The 23,613-nt window shown below is 54.4% G+C and carries 14 protein-coding genes; 9 read left to right on the forward strand and 5 right to left on the reverse strand.

The features are described 5' to 3' along the window. The first annotated feature begins 434 nt into the window (after nucleotides 1-434). Nucleotides 435-1,319, forward strand: a complete 885-nt coding sequence (locus tag ACFFK0_RS09525) for a transposase (protein ID WP_377469905.1) — start codon at nucleotides 435-437, stop codon at nucleotides 1,317-1,319. Between the two features lie 432 nt (nucleotides 1,320-1,751). Here the strand turns inward: ACFFK0_RS09525 and ACFFK0_RS09530 are convergent, their stop codons facing one another. Next, entirely contained in the window at nucleotides 1,752-2,552 is an 801-nt protein-coding gene (locus ACFFK0_RS09530; protein ID WP_377469906.1) for a WIAG-tail domain, read from the reverse strand. Nucleotides 2,553-2,730: 178 nt separating this feature from the next. On the opposite strand from ACFFK0_RS09530, the gene ACFFK0_RS09535 reads away from it, so the two are divergent. Next, the gene (locus tag ACFFK0_RS09535) at nucleotides 2,731-3,897 is read left to right on the forward strand and encodes an iron-containing alcohol dehydrogenase (protein ID WP_377469907.1); all 1,167 of its coding nucleotides are present in this window, start codon (nucleotides 2,731-2,733) and stop codon (nucleotides 3,895-3,897) included. An 82-nt stretch (nucleotides 3,898-3,979) separates the two neighbouring features. Here ACFFK0_RS09535 and ACFFK0_RS09540 read toward each other — a convergent pair whose 3' ends face one another. The 3 genes from ACFFK0_RS09540 to ACFFK0_RS09550 all read right to left on the reverse strand — a co-directional run bounded on the left by ACFFK0_RS09540 (nucleotide 3,980) and on the right by ACFFK0_RS09550 (nucleotide 13,522). Next, on the reverse strand, nucleotides 3,980-5,548 hold the full coding sequence (locus tag ACFFK0_RS09540) for a DNA-binding protein (protein ID WP_377469908.1): 1,569 nt from the start codon (nucleotides 5,546-5,548) through the stop codon (nucleotides 3,980-3,982). 19 nt (nucleotides 5,549-5,567) lie between these two features. Continuing rightward, the gene (locus ACFFK0_RS09545; RefSeq protein ID WP_377469909.1) at nucleotides 5,568-12,995 is read right to left on the reverse strand and encodes an immunoglobulin-like domain-containing protein; all 7,428 of its coding nucleotides are present in this window, start codon (nucleotides 12,993-12,995) and stop codon (nucleotides 5,568-5,570) included. A gap of 233 nt (nucleotides 12,996-13,228) precedes the next feature. Then, nucleotides 13,229-13,522 carry a hypothetical protein gene (locus ACFFK0_RS09550; protein ID WP_377469910.1) on the reverse strand — a complete coding sequence of 98 codons (294 nt, stop codon included), beginning with the start codon at nucleotides 13,520-13,522 and terminating at the stop codon, nucleotides 13,229-13,231. Between the two features lie 150 nt (nucleotides 13,523-13,672). Between ACFFK0_RS09550 and asd the strand changes: the two genes are divergently transcribed. Both asd and ACFFK0_RS09560 read left to right on the forward strand, forming a co-directional pair. Further along, nucleotides 13,673-14,464, forward strand: a complete 792-nt coding sequence (gene asd / locus ACFFK0_RS09555) for an archaetidylserine decarboxylase (protein WP_377469911.1) — start codon at nucleotides 13,673-13,675, stop codon at nucleotides 14,462-14,464. A 20-nt stretch (nucleotides 14,465-14,484) separates the two neighbouring features. Then, nucleotides 14,485-15,741 carry an MFS transporter gene (locus tag ACFFK0_RS09560; protein ID WP_377469912.1) on the forward strand — a complete coding sequence of 419 codons (1,257 nt, stop codon included), beginning with the start codon at nucleotides 14,485-14,487 and terminating at the stop codon, nucleotides 15,739-15,741. A gap of 283 nt (nucleotides 15,742-16,024) precedes the next feature. On the opposite strand, the gene ACFFK0_RS09565 is transcribed toward ACFFK0_RS09560, so the two are convergent. Continuing rightward, on the reverse strand, nucleotides 16,025-17,416 hold the full coding sequence (locus ACFFK0_RS09565) for an NAD-dependent malic enzyme (RefSeq protein ID WP_377469958.1): 1,392 nt from the start codon (nucleotides 17,414-17,416) through the stop codon (nucleotides 16,025-16,027). Between the two features lie 202 nt (nucleotides 17,417-17,618). Here ACFFK0_RS09565 and ACFFK0_RS09570 point away from each other — a divergent pair, with 202 nt between their 5' ends. From ACFFK0_RS09570 to ACFFK0_RS09590, 5 genes are all read left to right on the forward strand, one after another. Continuing rightward, the gene (locus ACFFK0_RS09570; RefSeq protein ID WP_377469913.1) at nucleotides 17,619-18,902 is read left to right on the forward strand and encodes an ABC transporter ATP-binding protein; all 1,284 of its coding nucleotides are present in this window, start codon (nucleotides 17,619-17,621) and stop codon (nucleotides 18,900-18,902) included. Next, entirely contained in the window at nucleotides 18,899-19,801 is a 903-nt protein-coding gene (locus tag ACFFK0_RS09575; RefSeq protein WP_377469914.1) for a carbohydrate ABC transporter permease, read from the forward strand. The genes ACFFK0_RS09570 and ACFFK0_RS09575 overlap by 4 nt, the downstream gene beginning before the upstream one ends. Then, complete coding sequence (locus ACFFK0_RS09580; protein WP_377469915.1) at nucleotides 19,798-20,628, forward strand: carbohydrate ABC transporter permease; 831 nt, start codon at nucleotides 19,798-19,800, stop codon at nucleotides 20,626-20,628. Before ACFFK0_RS09575 ends, ACFFK0_RS09580 begins: the two co-directional genes overlap by 4 nt. 54 nt (nucleotides 20,629-20,682) lie before the next feature. Beyond that, complete coding sequence (locus tag ACFFK0_RS09585) at nucleotides 20,683-22,083, forward strand: ABC transporter substrate-binding protein (RefSeq protein ID WP_377469916.1); 1,401 nt, start codon at nucleotides 20,683-20,685, stop codon at nucleotides 22,081-22,083. 95 nt (nucleotides 22,084-22,178) lie between these two features. Continuing rightward, on the forward strand, nucleotides 22,179-23,606 hold the full coding sequence (locus ACFFK0_RS09590) for an MBL fold metallo-hydrolase (protein ID WP_377469917.1): 1,428 nt from the start codon (nucleotides 22,179-22,181) through the stop codon (nucleotides 23,604-23,606). Nucleotides 23,607-23,613: the final 7 nt, after the last annotated feature.

The following is a 23,613-nucleotide window of genomic DNA, read 5'->3' on the forward strand; positions in this document are numbered from 1 at the left end:
ACCTAGAGTTCCATTAATTGCCGTTAACAGGCCATGATTTCGAAGCTAACACGATCTCTTAGCCATGTTAGCGTAAGTCAATCGCCGTATCCGGGACTGATGTTCGAAAGATGACGTTCGAAAAAAACCTCATTGGGCTGGAGATAATGAGCCCTGTACATTTGGACTGGGTGTTGAACGTCTGGTCATTCGTTGCGTGCTAGGAATCTTGATCACTGAGACGAAACTGGACGGCTTCTCCCTGGAGACTGATTATGTAAAAATACTGAGACCCTAAGCCGACGTAAATTACTCTTTCGCTCCCCTATTTCTACTATCCCCTTCACTCAGGTACTACCAAAATTGATATTTCTAAAATATTACAAAATTTAGTTGATACAAGAACGTTTGTTTGGTATAATGTCAATGTCATGGGTAAAGGAGCTGGATGATTCATGTTTTACAAGATGAGCTTGCAAAACTTCAAGAATAGGTTCGAAACCGAGACTGCATGTATTCAACAACTCGTTCAATTAAAATGGCCCGACGGGTTTATTTGTCCAAGATGCGGTCACCGTTCTTCTTACACGATTCAATCTAGACGTCACCCACTCTTCGAGTGCCGCCTTTGCCGTCATCAGACTTCCGCAATCGCCGGAACGATTATGGAGGGCAGTCGTACTCCGCTAACGAAGTGGTTTCTGGCCTTGTATTTGCTTACCAATTGCGATACCGGTCTTAGCGCCGCGAAGCTGGGTCGTGTTATTCACGTTACCTACAAAACCGCGTGGCTCATTCTTCATAAGATCCGTCATGCTATCGGCCATCTTGACGCTTCGCTGCCTCTGCAGGGTGATGTACGCGCATTTTCCGAGATTTACGGCCGGCCCTACAACCCTACTATTTACCGGCATAAACAAGAACATCCTGTATGGATATCCGCTTCGTTAACTCCTGCCCGAAATCCCCAATATATGAAAATCAAGCTCATCTCCAACGATCATTTGAGCGGTAGAAGTATTTTAAAACTGGGCATTACCGCTTTCCGCGAACAGCACATCGGACAAAACGTTCAGGAAGTGAGCATTTACCCGCGACGTTTCGGACATGATCGCCCTCCTGCTTATCATACCCGTTGGAGACACATTCGAGAGTGCATTTGGTCAACACACCGAGGGATCGGAAGACGCCATTTGCAAGCTTACTTGAATGAATACTGCTACCGGTACAACATTACGTCCGCCGAAACCGGAGATATGCTCTGTCTATTAAAGGCCTCCGTATGCTCATCTTCCCCGGTAAAGGTTAATTCCGAACGATCATCATTACTTGCCGCTTGAACAAGATCGGGCATCTTTGCACCATTTGAATTTGTGTTTGTTTTTGTTGGCTGTCTTTGTTGGCTGTCTTTGTTGGCTGTCTTTGTTGGCTGTTATGGATCTGTTGTTTACACTTTTCTGAATCTCTCTTCTTCCTAATCTCTATTTTCTGAGCGAATGGGATAATAGAGACAGGAAGCATATAAGTAGGCCAATACTCCGACAACTCCAACTCCAACTCCAACTTTTATGTCTTATTTACTGATATGTACCTGTGTATCTCTTTCGCTTCATTTTCACATCGACTTCTGCTTCTGGCTCTGCCGCTTTTTCTGCTATTATTGCTACTGCTTCAATAATTCCACTCCCCTACTTCTGTTCATCCTGCTGCTGTTGCTGGAAAAAGCCAACAGCTACCTGGCTTTTCGGCAGCTGTTGGCAAAAATGTACTTATCAAACGAATGACGGAACTTGTGCTCTATGTCCAATTGCAATCCAGTTTAATTGTCCTTGGAGTCGAGGTTGCGAACTTTCCCGAATAATTCTTACGAAGATTTGGCCCGGCTCTTTGTGAACGATGACCGTGCGGCAGCCTTCAATATCTGTCGTTGCTACAAAAGCATATTGTAGATCGGCAAAAGGCTGCTCGTAGGTTATTGCAATATCCAACCATAGGTTAGACTGTTCGAGCACAAAGGGAATTAGACCGTATTGCTGCAGTTCTCTTTTCTCCATAACTTCTTCAGTGTTCAGCTTGGCTTCGGGCTGATTCTCCGATTTGTCTTTTACTTCCGATTCAACATCGATAACTACCGGCCTTTTGGGTTGAAGGATGTTATCTAATCCCTTCTGGAACTTATCGATCGCACTCGCTATTGTATCGTCATTAGTAATCGCCCAAGGGTCGATGCCTAATAAATCTTTGACCCAAGCGGAACGTGGATAGCGCGGCTTTGACTTGTTCAATAACAGAAGCGGCGGCGCCGGGGGAGCGCTGTATCGGCTTTTGGCGGAATCAGACGCTTCGGAAGAATACGCATGATTCGGTATAGAGTCAATAACTTTGATCTTGGCGGTAGGACCTTTCTTTTTAACCTTGGCTTTAATTTTGCTTGCCGATTTCCGGTTTTTCATATTTTTCTTGGCAGAAGCAGGCTTCACTTCAACTTCTTCATCCAGCCATTCCAGCTCATTTATTTGCGGGCTAACGTATTGGCCGGAGGTGGACTTTCGTCGTTTGTTGGGCTTGCTCATACGAGTTCTCCTCTCCGGAAATTCAACTCGCCGAATAGGCGGACATATCGATGCCGAAAACGTAAATTTCCACTATATCTTATGCAGAAGCATTACATGTGGTTTGGGCATTTGCATGTGGATTGATTTTGTCGGTATGCTATGTCTTGTACGAATAACTAACCTTTAGGAGGCTGTCATGAACTCTTTTCGGTTTCACAATCCGACGAAGCTGATTTTCGGGCGTCATGGTGTTGAGCAGCTGGGCGCGCAAGTCGCACCTTACGGAACCTCGATCCTGCTCGTGTATGGAGGAGGAAGTATTCGGAAATCCGGTTTGTATGATAAGGTCATGGAGCAGCTGAAGGGGATAGGCGCTGCCGTTCAAGAGCTATCCGGCGTCGAGCCCAACCCAAGGCTGACTACGGTGAAGCGTGGCATCGAATTGTGCCGCGAGCATAACGTTACGTTTATTCTGGCTGTAGGGGGCGGCAGTGTCATCGATGCGGCCAAAGCTGTAGCCGTAGGGGTTCCCTATGAAGGCGACGTGTGGGACTTCTGCATGCACCGTGCCGAGATTCAGGAGGCGCTGCCCCTCGGAACCATTTTGACATTGTCTGCAACCGGTTCTGAGATGAACGGGAATTCCGTTATTACGAATTGGGAAGAGAAGCAGAAGCGCTCCTTCGGTTCGATCCATGCATATCCGCAATTCTCGATTCTGGATCCGGAGCTGACTTTTACGGTCCCGGCAAATCAGACAGCGAACGGTGCAGTCGACATCATGTCGCACGTGTTTGAGCAATATTTTAGCTTAACCACGAACACTCCGCTTCAAGAGCGGTTCTGCGAATCCATTCTTCGCACGGTTGTGGAAAACGCCCCAGTCGCTATTAAAGAGCCACAAAACTACGAAGCCCGCGAAAATTTGATGTTGTGCGGCACGTATGCGTTGAACGGAGGCATGATCTCGGTCGGTATGCAAAACGACTGGGCCTCTCATGGTATCGAGCATGAAATTAGCGCGATTTACGATATTGCCCACGGGGCCGGACTGTCGATCGTTTTCCCGAATTGGATGCGGTATGTTTATAAAGAACGTGTGGATCGTTTTGTACAGTATGCAGAGCGTGTATGGGGGATTGAGCGTGAGGATCGTTCGGATGAGGACATGGCTATTGCCGGCATTGAAGCGACGCGTGCGTTCTTCACGAGTATCGGGGCCCCTGCAACGCTGAAGGATGTCGGAATCGGAGCGGAGTCGTTGGATCGAATGGCCGAGGAGGCGGTTCGCTTCGGACCGATCGGTTCGTTTAAGAAGCTGGACAAGCAAGATGTGAAGGCGATTTTGGAAAGCTGCTTGTAATTGTAAAAGGACCTCACTTCCCACTTTACAGTGGAAATTGAGGTCCTTTGGCTTGTTCAAAGGGGAGGGAGTCCCCCTGTTGTTAATTAATTGTTACTGCGGTTGTCTGGTAGACGTTATCGCCGTCTTTGCGAAGGCGAATGTTGGCCGAGCCTGTAGTTCCCGGTTTTGTCTTGAGTGTTAGAACTTTAGAGAAATTGCCGCTAGCATCAGTAGTTACTGTGAACTTGTTATAGCCGTAAGTTGTCGGCCATGTACCATCGTCTTTCTTGACAAGTCCAATCTGCGCACCGCCGCTCGGCAAGTAAACGCCAATCTCAAGTGTAATTGAGCTGCTCGCCGCTGCCTTCAAGCCGGATACCGTTACCGTGAATTCTTCTCCGTCATTCACCACAGTCGGCGCTATGAAGGAGAAATCGCCCGCAATTCCTCCGCTTGAGGTGTCGTCCGGAGCAACCGAGCTGCCGTATGAACCGGGCTTGAAGGTCGATTGGTCCCACCACTTGTATCCGGAAGGAGGTGTGCTCCAAGGCTCAGGCTGAGGCTCCGTGCTGGAAGCCGGATTTTCCATAGCCAGCAGCGGAGTAGGCTCGTCCAATTCCAGTCCGTCAATTTGGTCGAAGCTGGTGTACGTCTCCTTCTTGGCCAGCCAATTGATGATGTTGATCAGCAGCTTGGCGTCGTCGACTTCTTTAAATCCGTCATAGGTTGTTTTCTTACCGCCCGTTGTTTCATAAACGTACTTCGGGGTTTTGTCCTCCACCGGCGACGAGTCGCCGATGAACGCCGCTTTGCCCAGCTGCAGCTTGGAAATTGCTGCATAAGGGCCTTCGGCTACTCCGCCTCCCATGTAGATTCCTTGATCGACTGCATTGTTCCAAGGGCGAAGATCCGGCCCCGTCGTCGGAAGGTACAGGAGACCTTTGGCAATCTTCGGGTTAACAATCGCCAGCGTACCGCCGGCGTGCATAGCAACGGTAGACACATTCTTCGTAATGCCGAAGGTTTGCTCCGGCTTTACGATGGTTTTCGCATACGTATCGTTGTCGAACGAGTTGTAACGGAAGCGAAGACCGAAATTTTGCGCCAGCCAGTCCGTGCTTGTTACGTCCTTCATCCCAATGGAATTCGCTTCCTCGGCAGACATCCCTTTCGTCGGGTTGCCGAATGCGCCGCGGCGATAGCCGTTAAACACTTCCGCAGAATCCCAACGGTTCAGGTTACGGTCTGCGTTGTAGTGGTCACCGATGAAGAAGATGCTGCCGCCTTTTTTCGTGTATTCGAGCAACGCATCCTGCTCATAGGTTTTGTAAGGTATGTTCGCTTCAGGGATGACGAAGACGTCGTAATCTTTCAAATCGTCGTAAGTAATCGGAGCGGTTTTCCGCAGCTCCTTGACATAATAGCCTTCCTGGGCGATTGCATTGGCAAAATCACTGAAGCCGCCGTCGATGACCCAATCCGCCGCACCTGCCGTTTGGCCGTGAGTGTTGTCAAACAGAACTTTTTTACCGTTCGGAGTTGCAGGCTCGATGACCGGAGCCGGGTCGTTCGGTCCGATCGCATGCACGGCGCTGCTTCCCGTCCAAATGGACGGGAGCGCAAGCGCGAGTGCAAGCCCGAGGTGTAAAAGCTTGCGTGGTGCTTTCAAGTGGTTATACCTCCTTTGATTAGTTCATCGTGTGAAAACCAAGGCCATCATATGTGTCTATTGGGAATTGGTCCCATTCGGTAGCTGCCGTAAACGTGTCTTGTGCATTCGTATCCCCGCTCCGAACCGTCGACTTTCGACGGAGGGTCACATTTTCACCGAACTTTACAAGACTTGTAATTTGACCGATGGAATCAACTACCTCGCCATTCTTTCTCAACACCAGGACATCATCACCGTTATAAGCTGTGACAGTACTATTTACTTGGGTCCCTGCAGGCTTGAAAGCGGCGGCAGCTGAGCCGTGAGCAATGACATGAACTGCATGATGATCCAGAGTTCCCGATAGAGTTAGGGACGATTGCACGGTCGATTTGCCATTCACGTAAAGCTCGATTGTGTACGGTGCTAAATTTACCGTTGTGCCGGTTCCATTATAAATTTCAATTACCTTATTGTTCGACGAACCCTCTACGTATTCCGAGAAGAACAGATCTGTCGCATAACTCGCCCCGGAAACAGTGGTGAACGTCCAATTCGACTTACCTGAAATTCCTGCGAAGCCATTGCCTGCAATATCGCGAAAGGCGCCGGGTTCCACTTCTCCGTAATACGTGACTCCGTTTTCCAAGTCCGCAATCAGATCGATGGTGACGACAGCTCCAGATACCTCAACATTGGCATCCGATGCATACACCGACTCCACAACGCTGTCATTTGAAACTTTCTTGATCGTAATTTGTTTACCTGCTGCCGCAGTTACGTTTTCGTTAAAGGTTAGTACGAGGTTAGCGTCAACTCCGACATTCGCAGCGTTGTTGGCCGGGGCGAGCGTGTTGACTACTGGTGCCGTCGTATCCGGAACTACTACATCTTCTATAATGACTGCACCGGAAGCGGCGGATAGCGCTGAACTGCTGTAATTCACACCGTCGCCAAGAGCCTTAACCTTAACTGTGTATTCCCCTGATGTGAGTGATTGAGCTGCAAGGTCGATCGACGCAGTCCCGATGCTTACTTTCTTCACTTCGGCATAGGTGCTGTCGAAAACCGTAACTTCATACCCGGTTGCATTCGTCACGTTATCCCAAGCTACAACCGTGCCGGATACGTTCAGATTCGCCGGTGCCGGGAGCTGTGGAAGCGTTCCTCCGGCAATACCTTGCATTACCGTCGCGTACTTATATCCGTTGGCTTCCACAACCACACTGTAAGAACCGGTTTCCGCGAACAAGGAAGCATTCAGTGTGATTTTGCCGGCTTCCACTGCGTACTGGCTTGTCGCGAGAATGGTACCCGCCACTTTGACCGATTTGATCTTGCTTCTCCAAGCGGCATTGTCGGCGAAGGTGATTTCGACCGGTTGGCCTGCAACGTTCTGCGTCGCATCGGCAGTCAGAACCGGCGCGTTTGGCGTTGCATCGTCAAACACAAGTGCATAAACCGGTGCACTGACGTTGCCGTTCAGCGTCGCTTTCACTTCGAGAAGCGTTCCTGCTTCTTGCGCTCCTGTCAGCGTTACACTGTAAGAGCCTGCTCCATTCGCCGCTGCTTCACCGAGCTTCGTAACGCCCGTGTAAACGAGGATCGTTGCGTTCGGCATCGTTAAGCCGGTAACAACGGTTTGCGTATCGTCCACCGGGTTCACGGTAGGCACCGAAACATTCTGCAGCTCCGTTGCAAGGAACACCAACGGGGTTTCCGTCGATACGTTGCCAACGGTGTCCACTGCATACAATTTGTACGAGCCTGCCTCCAGACCGGCCGTAGCGATGGCTGCATCTGTATTGGCGGCAGCAACATTCGTTTTCTTACCCTTGCCTTCTGTCACCAGACCGTCCAAATCCGCAGCAGTAATCGGCGCTGCCGATGAGAGCACGAGGTAAAGAGCTCCCTGCTCGCTGCTCTTCGCTGTTACATCGCTGCCGATCAGGACAGAGCCAGCCGATACCAATGTTACTGTCGGCGGCACATCATCTTTCTTCACGTTAACCGTAATTTCTTTGCTTTGCGTTACATCGCCGCGCGCTGCCGTCGCAACGAGTACGACGTCGGTATCGGCTGCCAGCCCTTGGCGATTCACCGTACCTTGTGCAATATTGATGATCGACGCTTGGCCTGCATCCTTCAAAGCCCAAGCGATGCTCGTGTTCTCCGAGCCGGCCGCCGGAAGTCCGATGGTGCTCTGTACTCCGTCAAAATCAATGGCAATGTCATTCAAAGCCTGCTGAACGGCTTCTGCATCCGTCATTGACAATGCAAGCACGGTAACATTGAACGTTTTCGTCGCAGCAGCCTCGTTCTTCGTCAACGTCGCCGTCAATACAACGATTGCGTTACCTTGCGCTTTCGTCGGACGAACAACAGCACCGTTGCTGCTGATGATATCCATCTTATCGGAGGACCACGTAATCGTCGAGCCGAGTCCGCCTTGCGCCGGAAGCGTCAGATTGCTTGTAATTGCGCTGATGTCGCCGAGATCGAGTGCCGCTTGATCCCCATCTACAATTTGTTGATCGCTTAGCGTTGCTACCTTCACGATGTCTTCGGGTCTGCGCGGGTACAGTTGAGGCTTGCCGCCATAAATGGATACAATACCGGTAACGTCAACCTTTTCCCCGTTCGCGAGACCAGCCAAGGAAACGCTCATTTTAGCGGCATAGGCAAGGAAGCTGAGGCCGTCCTTTTGCATCTCAAACTGACTGGATGTCATATTGGCGATCTGAACATTCTTAATGACCACAAGCTCACCGTAATGCTGTGCCATTTGATCCAGCGTAATTTCCTTCGGTGCCGGCACTGTCTGAGTGCCCAGCTTCGTTACTGCGCCGCCGTTGTCAAACTCGACTTCGCCGGAGGAAGCGAAGGTAATCTTCTTGCCGGTTATTTCGATGTAATCGCCCTCGGCCAGCCCCATGCTGACGTTATGAGCATAAATACCGGCCGTACCGTCCTGAATGTAAATGTTCTTCTTTGACGTACCGAAGGCTGCCGTAACGACCCCGCGGGTCGTTGCGCTCGTACCATCGGCAAGTGCGCGAATCTGTGCGATAGTCGGAAGTGTGGCTCCTTCCGCTTTAACGGTTACTGTGAACTGCTTCGTATCCGTTGCCGTTCCCTTCGAAATCGTTGCCGTCAGCGTCACAACTGCATCGCCGGCTTCGCTTGAAGGACGTGTAACGATACCGCTGTTCGAAATAACTGCCGGATTGGAAGACTCCCAAGTCAGCAAGGTGCCGTTTACGCCGGAACCGGGAAGCGACATGTTTGCAGTTACCGCACTCGTGTCTCCCAGCGACAACGAAGCTTTATCCGCCGCAACAGCTTCGGTATCGGTCATAGCTGACGTTTCCGCTTGATACAAAATCGTGTAGCGCGGTCCTTCATTGGAACCGACCGTGTTGGACACATAAACTGCGCCTGCCACCGAGCCAAAATTCAAGCCTGTAACAACGACCGAAGTTTGCCCGCTTGCAACCGTCGCCAAACCGATTGGCTCCGATGCAGTCGCCGTCGCGTACACCTTGACCGTGTTGCCTGCAAGCAATTTCGTTACCGTAACGGTATCTGATGCCCCGGCGTTGTTCATAGCCGTAATTTCATTGACATAGCGAATACGTCCGTCCGCCGTGTACGTAATCGGGCCAACGTGACTTTTCACGAAGCTTACGAAGGCTTCCAAATCCTCGGGACCGGTGACCGGATTTTTGCCGCGCTCTCCGATCGGCTTGTACTTAGCGCTTGTCGAGGTTGCCATAAAGTTATTCGTTACGAGCGTATACGTGGCTGCCGGATCGATCGGCGTGCCGTTCGGGAGCGTTATGTCGACAACCTTGTTTTCAGCAAAATTGTACGTATATCTCAGGCCTGCAACACTGTAGTCCGGACCGTAACGCGTACTCAGCTGCGCTTCCAGGATCGGCTTCAGGTCCTCGCCCTTGATCTCCAGCTTCATCAGGATGTTGCCGAAAGGCATGATGTTGAACAGCTCGCCCCAGGTAATTTCGCCCTGATCCAGCGTTGCGCGAATGCCTCCGCCGTTCATCATGGCGAAATCGGCGTTCATAAACGCCTTCATGCTGTCCGCAATCAGGTTACCGAGTGCATTGTCGCCGGTGTTCGTGTAGTTGCCGGTCAGCTCTGTCGTCGTGTAACCGACCACCTCGTTCAGCTTCGGTCCTAACGCTTCCGTATACTTATCGATGATAGCTTTGACTGTCGGGTCCGGCGTTACGCCGTCCTGCTTGACATATACGATCTCAGCCGACTTGTTGATAATGTCCTTCGTTGCCGGGTCAACGATCAGTTCCACATCGCTGAACGCTTTGCCGTATTCGTACGCTTGGACGATGAGCTTGCCATCGACCAGACCGTTGTTGATGACATGGTTATGCGCTGCAAAAATGACGTCGACTTCATCATCCACATGGTTGGCTAGGTCTGCAGCAGGGCCCGTAAAGGCACTTCCGTTTTGCGTCGCATCCATGTGCGAAAGAACGATGATCGCTTTAATGCCTTGCTGCTTCAGCTCCGCCACAGCCTCGTTAACTGCGGCTGCTTCGTCCGTAAATTCGATGTCGGTAATACCCCCCGGCATAACCATACCGGCTGCCGCTTTCGTGACGACACCGACAAAGCCGATCTTGACTCCGCCTACTTCCTTAATCGTATAAGGCGGTAGCACGTGCTGGCCGTTCTCCTTGTATTTCACATTGGCCGCAATCATCGGGAAGTTGATGCCGTCGTAGTTGGCCGTGCCTTTCGGATGTTCGCCGCCTTTGATCAAGCGAAGCAGCTCGGTCGTACCTTCGTCGAATTCATGGTTGCCGACGGTACCGACCTGGAAGCCCATCGCTTCCATAATTTCAACCGTAGGCTCATCATGGAACAGCGCGGATACCGGTGGAGAGCCGCCGACCATATCGCCTGCATGGACGATAATCGTGTTCTCTGGATTTGTCGCTTTGCGCTGATTCAAGTATGCCGCCACGAAATCCATGCGGCCTACCTTCTCTTTCACTCCATCGCCGTTCGTATCGATTTCTTCCGTAATATCGATCTTCCCGTGCAGGTCGTTCACACCAAGAATTTGTATGGAGAAAGGCTCCTGAGACTGTGGAGCTTGCGGTGTCGCCATCACTTCCGCTGTCTTCGCCGACACGTTGCCGGCTTTGTCCACGGCGCTGATTTGGAACGCGTATGCCGTTCCGTTCGTCAGTCCCGACACGGTGTACGTCGTTGCTGTCACACTGTCCGCAATCTTCTGGCCCCCGAGGTATACATGATAGCCCTTCAGGTCGGATTCGGTGCTCGCATTCCATGTTAGAACGACTTGTCCGTTGCCTGCCGCTGCCTGCAGACCTGTAGGTACTGCCGGAGCAGTCGTGTCTTGCGGTGTTGCCGACACTTCCGCTGTCTTCGCCGATTCGTTACCAGCGTTGTCTATAGCGCTGATTTGGAACGTATATGCTGTTCCGTTCGTCAGTCCCGCTACGAGATACGTCGGTGTTGTCACATTGTCCGCAATCTTCTGGCCGCCGAGGTATACATGGTAGCCTTTCAGGTCGGACTCGGTGTTCGCATTCCATGTTAGAACGACTTGTCCATTGCCTGCTGCTGCTTGCAGACCTGTCGGTACTGCCGGAGCAGTAGCGTCCTGCGGTGTCGCCGACACTTCCGCTGTCTTCGCCGACACGTTGCCGGCTTTGTCCACGGCGCTGATTTGGAACGCGTATGCCGTTCCGTTCGTCAGTCCCGACACGGTGTACGTCGTTGCTGTCACACTGTCCGCAATCTTCTGGCCCCCGAGGTATACATGGTAGCCCTTCAGGTCGGATTCGGTGTTCGCACTCCATGTTAGAACGACTTGTCCGTTGCCTGCCGCTGCATTCAATCCTTTCGGAGCAGCTGGTGCAGTGGTGTCGGAATCGTCATTCGAATTCCCACTATCACCGCCAGGGTTTCCGTTTCCGTTGTTACCCTGATTCCCGTTATTGCCGTTATTGCCGTTATTGCCGTTGCCATTATTGCCGTTATTGCCGTTATTGCCGTTATTGCCATTGCCCTTTACTTCTTTGCCGCCGACATTAGCCGTAACGCCGTTACCGACCTTTACGCTTTTTGGCGTTGGATCAATTTTCGCCCCGTTTGCATTGATGGTAGCATTTTCGATAGCCCCCGTACCGCTTAATGTTGCTGGAGAGTTCACCGTTACATTCTTTACGGTTGCATTCACATTAAGAGTAATCTGAGCTTGCGGAGCGTTTTGGTTTACGAGCAGATTATCGATGCTTCCGCTTTGCACGTTTACCTGAGCGTTGGAATCCACCTTCAGGTCCTTTACGTTGCCGCGCTCTACATGAACCGAAACACCGTTACCTTGAACGTCAATACTTTGGAAATTACCTGCGAATTGAATGGAGGAATTGGAAGGAGCGTTTGGAGAAATAGTGACATTACCGAATGCTTGGTCTTGGGTGCCGTTATTTTCGAGCCTGCCGCCCGAGTTCATCTGTACGCCTTGACTTGTTGTCGACCCTTCCGCTACAAGTCTCACGTTGCCATTCGGCTTATTCACTTCAACTTCGCCCAGCACCGAATCCTGGAAAATGATACTGTGCGGACCGCCGCCGCGAATGACGGTTTTTCCTTTGACGGTGACTCCCTTCAAATTTACGTTGCCTTCACCGACATCCTCTGTAATCACAAGGTTTCCCGGAATCGTCATATTCTCTAACCGGGTATCGGCCGCGCTGACAATCAGGTTATCGGCCGGCTGGCTCGTATAGGTGCCCGCCTTGTCCGCGCGCATCAATCGGGCCGTAATCTGTTTGGCCCGGTCGAGCGTAACGACCGCTTCCGAGCGGGAGATCGATTTGGCAGGCTGATACGTCGCATCCGGATATCCGTTCATATATCCCAGTGCCGTGACCGCTTCAACAGCCGCGCGGCTCCAGCCCGCAATCTGCTCCACATCCGCAAACGATGCCGACTTGAGCTTGTCCGCTGCGGGAAGCTTCATAACATTGTTCAGAATGACGGCTACTTCCTGGCGGCTAATCATTGCGTTCGGGCGAATCGTATTGTCTTCATAGCCCGACAAATAGCCTGCTTTTACTGCTTTGGCGATGTCGTCGTAATACCAGTCTTCAGGCTTGACATCTTTAAAGCCGACGCTGCTCTTCTCACTGAAGCCGAACACTCTGTTCACAATGGCGACAAATTCGGCTCTTGAGATCGTTGAATCCGGTTTCAATGACCCGTCGGAATAACCGTTAATAAATTGCAGGTCACTCCAGTTGCGGAGCTGTGTCTCCGCCCAGTGTCCTTTGGCGTCAGGTATTGCAGCCGCCGACACATGAGGCGCGACCGGCAGCGCAAGTCCGACAACAAGCGACAAGGCCGCGACCGCAGTGACCGATTTTTTCAGCTGTTTCTGAAAAAACAACAACATTCCCTCCCTCTTGCTTCCCAATGAATTTTAAAAAAGTAGTAATAGAGTCATACCAAAAAATCATAATCATTGTTTGTAATGACAATGTAAAAACAATAATAAGATTTTCTTAAGCTCGAACAGAGGAAAATGAACGCAAAAAAAGTCGAAGCAACTTCGAGCCGCTCCGGGCAAGCTCGATGCTTCGACTTACTTCAACATATTCTTACCTATTTATACATTATCAATTATGCTCTCCAGAGCTTCCACCACGCCAGCGCGATTTTGTACATCGCATATACACCTAGATAGGCGCCTGCGGTCAGGAACAGCGGATTGAGAAAGATATGGTGAATATCCGTCATCATGACGGTGCCGTTGATCAATACGTTTCCCGTGTAAACGGCTGCAATGACTCCGAATAAGTAGGCGCTTACGAATGCCAGGCCTTCGATCCAATAACGGGCAGGCGGCAAAACCCAATGGGCTAGGAGCAGCAGGAACACCGCCGCAAGAGCGGCCAATCCAACAAAAATGGTCATCGTTTCCACCTCTTTCCTACAGGATGCTCCGCTGCAGCCATTTTCATGCAGAGGGCCCCGAATCGGCGGTTGCGATTCCGTCCCAACTATGTCAATATTATCGAAGAACGAAACGCAAGAACCTATATAGACAGGAGACCCAACGGCATCATGGCAAAACCTCTATACCGTTTAATGACAGAGCTCTCCTCCCGCAAATGGGTGTCTCGACTGACGGGTTCGCTCGCCAAATCGAAGCTCAGCCGCAAATTCATCCCAAAGTTTGCCGAGGCATACGGAATCCGCATTCAGGATGCGGAGAAGCCGCTGCATGAATATTCGACACTAAACGAATTTTTCACCCGCCGGCTAAAGCCAGGGCTGCGTCCGATCGATACCCACAAGGATTCGCTCGTTAGTCCGGTTGACGCGCTGATTACCGGAATGGGGCCGATTCACGAAGGGGCAATCCTCAACATAAAGGGACAGGACTATACCGTCGAAGAACTCCTCAACCGCTCGCCTCGAGTAGTGAATTATAAACACGGCTTTTGCTTTGTTCTCTATTTAAGCCCGACCGACTACCATCGAATCCACTCTCCTGCCTCCGGTGACGTTGTGGAATCCGAGCATGTGCCGGGGAAAGTGTATCCGGTAAACGACTTTGGGTTAAAGCATATGCGGCGTGTCCTTTCCCGAAACGAACGGCTCATCACCTTCATTCGCGAGGAGGCGGGTGAAATTGCGGTCGTCAAGGTCGGCGCGCTGAATGTGAGCTCCATCCGGTATATCGAACCGCTTCCGCAACGTTTGGAGCGCGGCGGAGAGCTCGCATATTTCGAATTCGGCTCTACCGTTGTCCTGCTAACGGAAAACGGTATTTTCAAGCCTCGTGACGATCTGGGAGTCGGCTCCAAGGTGAAGATGGGCGAAGCGCTCGGTCGTTTCATCCGAAAACATTAGCGAGAGAGGAGCGACCCGAAATGTCGTCAAGCACCACAGCCGCCGCAGCCGGCGCAACCTCTACCTTGCAGCCTGGCGGCAGCGCAAAACCAACCATGTATCGCATCCTGTTGTCGATCAGCATCGTTCATCTGTTGAACGATTCGATGCAGTCGGTCATTCCGTCAATCGCCGGTGTGCTTGAAGAATCCTTAAAGCTCTCCATGTCACAGATCGGCTGGCTCCTGTTTGCCATTAATTTTACGTCCTCCGTCATGCAGCCCGTCGTCGGCATGTATACGGACCGCAGACCGTCTCCGTTCATGCTGCCGATGGGCATGGCCTTTTCCTTGATCGGTATGCTGACGCTCGCCTTCGCTCCTTCCTATATGACGGTGATGATCGCCGTCATATTCGTCGGACTCGGCTCGGCAGCCTTTCATCCCGAAGGGTCGCGGGTTTCAAGTATGGCGGCCGGCAGCCGCAGGGGGCTCGCGCAGTCGATTTTCCAAGTGGGCGGCAACGTCGGGCAATCGCTCGCCCCGTTATTTGCGAAGTTTATTTTCATCCCTTTGGGGCAGTTCGGAGCCGTATATTTCACGGCAGTCGCCGCTGCGGCGATAGCCGTCCAAATGTACGTCGCTTCCTGGTATCGGGGTGTGCTTGCCTCGGGGGGACGCACCGCCAGAAAGGCGGTTACGCGGACGATCGATCCTGCCCGTAAAAAGCAGCTGCAATTCGCCATCATCGTACTCATTCTGCTAGTGTTCTGCAGATCCTGGTATAACGCCATGATTACGGGTTATTATCAATTTTTTCTCCGCGATCATTACGGCGTTACGCTCAGTGATGCACAGACGTACATCTTTCTGTTTTCCATTGCCGGAGCGGTGAGCACGTTCTTCGGCGGCCCGCTGGCCGACCGGTTCGGCCGCAAGAACGTCATCTGGTTCTCGATGATCGGTTCGGCGCCGCTTGCGATTCTGCTGCCTTATGTAAGCTTAACTTGGGCGTATGTACTGTTGATTGTAATCGGGCTCATCCTTTTGTCGAGTTTTAGCGTTACTGTCGTATATGCGCAAGAATTATTTCCCGGGAAAGTGGGAACCGTGTCGGGTCTCATCGTCGGCTTGGCGTTCGGTTTGGGCGGCATTGGGGCGCTGGCGTTCGGCTACCTGATCGAGCTGTACGGTTTGAAATCGGTTATGATTGCAAGCAGCTTCTTGCCGATATTGGGAATTTTGACGTTTCTCCTCCCGTCGGACCGGACGATTCGGGAGTGGACGAAGGACGTGTAAGTGGAAGGCTGTGGGTACAAACGGAGACGGTATGCGTCATGCTAGGGACGCGTCCGTTTTCGGCGATGCGCTGGTTATGAGACGCCGGGCCAATTGTTCGTCGGCTATCCCCGGGATTGATTTTCCCAACGCATAATCAGCCAAGCTTTCGTTTGAATGTAATAGTGATGAAGTGAAAAGGCAGCGAGAGTCGAGGACGCAGGGCGTTCCCGGACTACGCTGCCTTTTTATATGGTCGGTTACTGACGCTTGCCGCCTTTGTTGACGCTCCCGTTTCCCTCATTTATTCTTCTTGGCGGTGTCCGCGCACCCGGCGGGCAACACCCGATTCGACAGCCGCCCTTATGACCGCTTCGCGAACCCGCTCGACGACAGCGGCGTTAAATACACTCGGAATAATATAGTGCTCGCTAAGCTCGTCCTCCTTGACCACGGAAGCGATCGCTTGGGCCGCCGCCAGCTTCATCTCTTCATTGATCCGAGCAGCCCGGCAGTCCAAGGCGCCGCGGAACATGCCCGGAAAGCACAGCACATTGTTGATCTGATTCGGGTAATCGGAACGGCCGGTAGCCATTACGCGCACGTACGGCTCGGCCTCCTCCGGCGTAATTTCCGGTGTCGGATTCGCCATGGCGAACACGATCGGATCCGCCGCCATTTTCTTAATGTCGTTAACGGACAGTACCTTCGGACCCGACAGCCCGATGAATACGTCGGCACCTTCGATCACATCCGACAGCCGTCCGGTCAGGCGATGCGGGTTCGTATGCTCGGCATACCAGGCCCACGCCGCATTCCCGTACGTTTCTCCTCTTACCAGCGCTCCGGCCCGGTCGACGCCGATCAAGTTGGTTACGCCGGCGGCGAGCAGCATTTTGGAACATGCAATTCCCGCAGCGCCGATGCCGCATACGACGACTTTGCAATCCTGCAGCCGCTTGCCCGCCACCTTAACCGCATTCAAGAGTCCCGCCAGCAAAACGACGGCCGTACCGTGCTGATCGTCATGGAATACCGGAATGTCGAGCTCGGCGATCAGCCTTTGCTCGATCTCGAAGCAGCGCGGCGATGAAATATCTTCCAGGTTGATGCCGCCGAACGCCGGTGCGATCGCTTTGACCGTCCGTATAATTTCCTCGGTGTCCTGCGTGTCGAGGCAGATCGGGAACGCATCGACGCCCGCCATCTGCTTGAACAGCATCGCCTTACCCTCCATGACCGGCATAGCGGCTTCAGGTCCGATGTTGCCCAGACCGAGCACGGCGGTTCCGTCGGATACGACAGCAACCGTATTGCGCTTGATCGTCAGCGAATACACCTTGGACTTGTCCTCATGAATGGCCGTGCATACCCGCGCTACCCCCGGTGTGTAAACGCGAGACAGGTCGTCCCGGTTTTTGATCGGCATTTTGGCCTGGACTTCGATCTTCCCTCCAAGATGCATCAGGAAGGTTTGATCCGATATATTGATAATTTTTACGCCTTCCAAAGCGTTCAGCTTGGCGACGATCGTGTCGGTATGGCTCGAATCGCTCATTTGCACGGTGATGTCGCGGATCGTCGTCGTGCCGCTTGCCTGGCTGACGTCCACCGCCACAATATCGCCGCCGCCTTCACCGATAGCTGTGGCGATCTGTCCGAACGTGACGCGCTCCTTGTGCATTTCCAGACGCATAATGACGCTTGTTGCCGCTCCCGGCGCCGAATTGACTGCCATAGGTATCACTCCAGTAAATAGGATGTGTTCCTAGCTTGCCCCAAAATTCGGAGCAACTTGGCCCTATTTACAATTTCTTTACGGTCACTTGACAGGGGGAAAACGAACGGAACGTATAATGGCGTCGGTAACTACATCGTTCGACAGGAGGACCCCTTCTTTGCAGATAGAATTAGATCGCGTTACGATTCAGTTCGGTTCCGTCACCGCAGTGGACCAATTGTCGGCTGCATTTCGGAGCGGCGAGCTGGTCGCGCTGCTCGGGCCGAGCGGCTGCGGCAAAAGCACGACCCTGTTCGCGCTCGCCGGCATCTACAAGCCGACGTCAGGAGAGGTGCGGTTTGACGGCAACGTCGTCAACAAGCTGGAGCCCGAGGACCGCGAAATCGGCATGGTGTTCCAAAACTACGCCCTCTACCCTCACATGACCGTGCTGGACAATATTCTATTCCCTTTGAAAATGAAACGGACGCCAAAACGCGAAGCGCTCGAGCGGGCTCGGGCTATGGCCGATACGGTGCAGATCGGCCATCTGCTCGACCGCCGGCCGGGCCAGCTGTCCGGCGGCCAGCAGCAGCGCGTAGCGATCGCGAGAGCGCTCGTCAAGGAGCCGAGGCTGCTGCTTCTGGACGAGCCGCTCTCGAACCTGGACGCGCGGCTGCGCCTGGAGATGCGCGAGGAAATTCGGCGCATCCAGCTCCAGGTCGGCATCACGACGGTGTTCGTGACGCACGACCAGGAGGAGGCGATGAGCATCGCCGACCGGATCGTCCTGCTGCAAAGCGGCAAGCTGCAGCAGGACGCCGCGCCGGTGGCGATGTACCGCGAACCGGCGAACTTGTTCGCGGCACAGTTCATCGGCACGCCGCCGATGAACGTGCTGGACGGTGCGCTCAGCGCCGACGGGCGCACCGCCGTGCTGGAGGCCGCGGAGCCCGGAGCCCGCGCCGTCAAGATCGGCGTCCGTCCGGAGGACTGGACGCTGGCCGAGGCCGGCGCCGGCAGCGCGGTCGCCACGGCCGTCGTCTCGCACGTCGAGACGATCGGCCGCGACACGCTGCTGCGCGCGCAGATCGGCGCAACGCCGGTGCGCCTGTACGTGCCCCAGGAGCGCGGCGCCGAGGTCGGCGAAGCGCTCCGCCTGAACGTGCGCCCGGGCAAGGCGCACGTGTTCGACCCGGCGAGCGGGGCGAGGCTCGCCGGGCCGGTGGAGCTGCGCGGCGGCAGCGGGCCCGACGCCGGCAGCGGCGGGGGCGCAGGCGCGCACAGCGGCGCCGCCAGCGCGAGCAGCGCTGTCCGCGCTCCTGCGGACAGCGGCGCTTCCTCAAGAGCAAGCGTCAACGCCGCCGCTAACGGCAACGGCAGCGCTTCCGCTGACGATCGCAGCAGCGCGGGCCGCGCGAACGCCGCCGATACCACAACGGGAGGCGGCTCCCGCGTATGAACGAACGCCCGACGCTGCGCCAGGCGGCGTATGCCTTGCTCTACCTGCTTCCCGCGCTCGCCGTCGTCTTCATTTTCACCCTGTACCCGATCGTTAAGTCGTTCGATATCAGCTTGTACACGAAGTACAACTTCTACAAAAACATCGTGTTCGAACGGGGCTTCGGCAACTATGTCACGATGGTGAACGACCCGGAATTTTGGCAGTCCCTGCGCAATACCGCCGTCTTCGTCGTCGGCACCGTGCCGCTCACAATGCTGATTTCGCTGGCGATTGCGATGCTGCTGACGTCGAACATCAAGGGCCGCGACTTCTTCCGGTCCATCTACTTTTTGCCGGTTGTGACCTCTGTTGTGGCGGTGTCGCTCGTCTGGAAGTGGATTTTCCATACGGACTACGGGCTGCTGAACGAAATGCTGGGCTGGTTCGGCATCGGCCGGATCGGCTGGCTCACCACCCCGGAATGGGCCATGCCCTCGCTGATCATTTTCAGCATATGGAAGGGGCTCGGCTACAACGTCATCATTTTTCTCGCCGGGCTGCAGTCGATCGACAAGCAGATGTACCTCGCCGCCCGCGTGGACGGCGCCCGACCGTGGCAAAGGTTTCGGCGCATTACGCTGCCGCTGCTGTCGCCGACGACATTTTACATCTCGATTGTATCGCTTATCACGTCCGTGAAGGTGTTCGACGAAATATTCGCCATGTTCGGCGGAATCGCCTCGCACGGGGGGCCGGGCCGCAGTGCGATGACGATCGTTTACTACATTTTTGAAAAATTTTACGTCGAGAACAAATTCGGCCTTGCCTCGGCGGCCTCCTATGCGCTGTTCGTCATAACGCTGCTGTTCACCTTGATCCAAATGTACATCGCCCGGAAGAGGGTGCATTACACATGAGCACGACGACCAAGCCATGGGCGCTCGCCCTCATTTACGCGCTGCTTATCGCCGGGAGCATTCTCATGCTGCTCCCCTTTCTCTGGATGATCAGCACCTCGCTCAAGCATAGCTCCGAGGTGATCGTCCTGCCGCCCAAATGGATTCCGTCCCGCTTACAATGGCAGAACTATGTCACAGCATGGCAGGCCGCGCCGTTTGGCAGGTACATGATCAACAGTGTCGTTGTCACCTTCCTATGCACGGTCGGCGAGCTGGTCACGACGATTCTGGCGTCGTTCGCCTTCGCCAAGCTGCGTTTTTACGGACGGGATGCGCTGTTTGCGATTTTGCTCGCGACGATGATGGTGCCGCAGGAAATGCTGCTCATCCCAAACTACATCACGCTGACGGAGCTCGGCTGGCTCGACCGTTACGAAGCGCTCATCATCCCGTGGATCGCCTCGGTGTTCGCCATTTTCCTGCTGCGCCAATACTTCCTCGGCATTCCGCAGCAGCTTTACTACGCTTGCCGCATCGACGGCTGCCGCGACTGGGGCTTCCTGTGGCGGATCATGGTTCCGCTCAGCAAGCCGGCGCTCGTCACCATCGCGCTGCTTAAGGCGATCGGCTCGTGGAATGCCTTCCTTTGGCCGCTCATTATGACGAACTCGGAGGAGATGCGCACGATGCCTGTCGGGCTGACCGCTTTCTTTTCCGAAACCGACCTGAACTATGAGCTGCTGATGGCGGCCTCGATGATGATCGTGGCGCCGATGCTGCTGCTCTACGCTGCCCTGCAGCGCTCAATCGTGGAAGGCATATCCCGCGGCGGATTAAAGGGGTAATCTCAGCCCCTGCAATCATAAATAAATTCAACCATTATCGGAGGGGAACACGTAATGATGAAAAAGCAATTGGCAACCCTGGGGCTTACGCTCGTATTCGCAGCGACAGCTGCGGCTTGCGGCAGCGATGCGGCAAATAACGGCGCTGCTAACGGCACATCGAACGGTACGGCGAGCGGCAGCGAGCCTGCCAAGGCGGCTGCACCGGCAACGGGCATTACGACCAGCATCGAAGGCAAGCAGGTGGAGATCGAATTCTGGCACGCGATGACCGGCGAGCAGGAAAAAGCGCTGAAGAAAATTACCGACGATTTTACCGCGAAAAATACGAACATCAAAGTGAAGCTCGTTCCTCAGGGCGGCTACAACGACCTGCAGCAGAAGCTGACGGCGGCGGCTAAGGCGAAGAACACCCCGACGCTGTCGCAAACGTACGAAAACTGGAACAACGAATTTATCGAAAACGGTGTCGCCGCCGATCTGACTCCGTACATCAACGACGCCAAGTACGGCTGGACGAAGGACGAGCTGAACGACATCGCCCAAGTGTACCGCGACAACAACACGTGGGACGGCAAGTTCTATTCCGTACCTTTCAACAAGTCGACGAACGTGCTGTTCTACAACAAGACGCTGCTCGACAAAGCCGGAGCTAAAGTGCCTACCACTTGGGACGAGCTGAAGGACGCTGCGAAGAAAGTAACGCAGGACAAGCCGGACGGCAAGGGCAAAATTCTCGGCATGGGCTTTGAAAACTCCGTCGGCCTCGACTTCAACACGTACGTTCGTCAAGCCGGCGGTAATTTTATCGACGAGAAGGCCGGCAAGGCGCTGTTCAACTCGGCGGAAGGCAAAGAAGCGCTGACGTTCATCAACAGCTTCATCAAGGACGGCACGGGCCGGCTTGCAGGCGAAGACAAGTTCATGTCCGAGCCGTTCGGCCGCGGCGACGTCGCGATGTACATCGGCTCCTCCGCGGGCTTGACCTTCGTGGACAAGGCTGTCGCCGGCAAGTTCGAGTGGTCGGTCGCTCCGCTGCCGAAGGGCAAGAAGGCCGCTGCGGTCATCCAGGGCACGAACGTATCGGTCTTTAACACGGCTAACGATGAGCAGAAGCTTGCCGCCTGGATGTACCTGAAGCACCTGATCAACACCGAGAATACCGCCTACTGGGCGATGAAAACCGGTTACTTGCCGGTGCGTACGTCAGCTTCCAACTCCGAAGAGTACAAAAACTTCGTGAAGTCGAACCCGAACCAGGGCGTAGCGGAAAAGCAGCTGGGAGACGGCTACTTCTACTACCGCGGTTATGGTGCGAACGCGATCCAGAACGTGCTGATCAAGGAAGTCGAGAACGTGAACCTTAACAAGAAGTCCATCGAACAAGCGCTGGCGGACGCGGAGAAAGCTGCAAACGACGAAATCGCGAAAGCGAAGGCCGCTGCCGGAAAATAATACGCTTACTGCTAGAGGAGAAAGGATCCGCCCCGGCGCGATCCTTTCTTTCTTCCCGATATTCCAAATGCAACTTGCTAAAGGAGTCTACCGCCATGTCTGCATCCTCCAAAACATCGGTCCGGTTCTGGTCCGGACTGCGCACGATCGGCGGCACCGTCGTTACCGTACAATATGAGGACGCGAAAATCGTGTTCGATTTCGGCGCAGCGTACAATCCCGCAGCGAATGTGCTGGACGGTCAAGTCCGGCTGCGTCAAGGCGCCCTGCTGCACGATTACATCCGCCTCGGCACGCTGCCGGGCGTCGACGGCTTATATGAGGCCGAGCAGCTGCGCGGGCTGTCCGGCATTCGTCCGTTCGATCGAGAAAGGGACGCCCGAACGGCAGTGTTCATCTCTCATCTGCACTACGATCATATGCTGGGTATAGGCCTCATCCCGGAGCACATTCCGGTTTACATGAGCCGTATGTCACGGCGGCTGTACCGCCGTCTGCATAAGATCGGCGAAGGCGTCGCCGGTTCCCGCCACCGTTTTCAAGCGATGCCGGGCGGTCTGCAGCCTGTCCGCATCGGAGCCATCGAGGTGACCGCTCTGCCGGTCGACCACGATATTCTCGGCGCCTGCGCATTCCATATTCGCACGCCGGACGGCACGATTCTGTATACCGGCGACCTGCGCTTCCACGGCAATCATCCGGAATGGACGGAAGCGATGATGGCCAAGGCGAAGGAGCTCGGCGCCGACATTCTCATCATCGAGGGCACGATGCTGAACCTGCCGAACGACGACGGACTGCCGGTGGACGTAAAGCCCGCGGACCTTGCGCCGTCGCGGGAGCTTCCCGAAGGCTGGACGCGGGAGCCGGATATGCCGGGTCTGGTGGCGAACCGCTTGCTCGCTGCGAACGGGCTCGCCCTCGTCAATACGGCCCCGCGCAATGTCGAGCGCCTCGTCTCGATGGCCGAAGCTGCCCGGCAGGCAGGCCGGATGGCCGTATTCGAGCCGGAATCCGCGTACCTGCTGCACACGATGACCGCTTGCCGGGACTTCCTCGTCTACGAATCGGATACGACCAGCCGGCTTCTCGCCGCCGGCAAAGCGCCCGGCTGGCTGCGTAAAACCGCCATTCGATCCGTACTGATCAACGCTGCTGGTGTGAACCGCAGTCCTTCCCGCTACCTGCTGCAAAACACGTACGGCAACCTGCTGGAGCTGCTTGATCTGGATACGTCTGGCGGCATCTATGTGCACAGCGACGGCGTACCGCTCGGCTCGTTCGACCCGACCTACGGCAAGCTGCTTGCCTTCCTGGAGAGCCTCGGCCTGCCTTTCGCCGCGGTTCGCTGCTCCGGCCACGCTCCGGCCGAGAACCTCAAGTACATCGCCGACATGATCGATCCGCCGACGCTCGTGCCTCTTCACAGCTTCCATCCCGAGCTGCTGCTGCCGAAGTCCGGCGTACAGCTGCTGCCGGAATACGGCCGCACGTACCGCCTCGAAGGCGGACGTCTGCTGTAAAGGCAAA

Origin of the sequence: Paenibacillus chartarius (assembly GCF_042432825.1) — a bacterium.
Lineage (GTDB): Bacteria > Bacillota > Bacilli > Paenibacillales > NBRC-103111 > Gordoniibacillus > Gordoniibacillus chartarius.

Coding starts and splice junctions, on each gene's coding strand:
- ACFFK0_RS09560 (WP_377469912.1), top strand. CDS start 14,485: ATGTCGTCAAGCACCACAGCCGCCGCAGCCGGCGCAACCTCTACCTTG.
- ACFFK0_RS09530 (WP_377469906.1), bottom strand. CDS start 2,552: ATGAGCAAGCCCAACAAACGACGAAAGTCCACCTCCGGCCAATACGTT.
- ACFFK0_RS09525 (WP_377469905.1), top strand. CDS start 435: ATGTTTTACAAGATGAGCTTGCAAAACTTCAAGAATAGGTTCGAAACC.
- ACFFK0_RS09590 (WP_377469917.1), top strand. CDS start 22,179: ATGTCTGCATCCTCCAAAACATCGGTCCGGTTCTGGTCCGGACTGCGC.
- ACFFK0_RS09535 (WP_377469907.1), top strand. CDS start 2,731: ATGAACTCTTTTCGGTTTCACAATCCGACGAAGCTGATTTTCGGGCGT.
- ACFFK0_RS09585 (WP_377469916.1), top strand. CDS start 20,683: ATGATGAAAAAGCAATTGGCAACCCTGGGGCTTACGCTCGTATTCGCA.
- ACFFK0_RS09565 (WP_377469958.1), bottom strand. CDS start 17,416: ATGCGTCTGGAAATGCACAAGGAGCGCGTCACGTTCGGACAGATCGCC.
- ACFFK0_RS09575 (WP_377469914.1), top strand. CDS start 18,899: ATGAACGAACGCCCGACGCTGCGCCAGGCGGCGTATGCCTTGCTCTAC.
- ACFFK0_RS09550 (WP_377469910.1), bottom strand. CDS start 13,522: ATGACCATTTTTGTTGGATTGGCCGCTCTTGCGGCGGTGTTCCTGCTG.
- asd (WP_377469911.1), top strand. CDS start 13,673: ATGGCAAAACCTCTATACCGTTTAATGACAGAGCTCTCCTCCCGCAAA.
- ACFFK0_RS09580 (WP_377469915.1), top strand. CDS start 19,798: ATGAGCACGACGACCAAGCCATGGGCGCTCGCCCTCATTTACGCGCTG.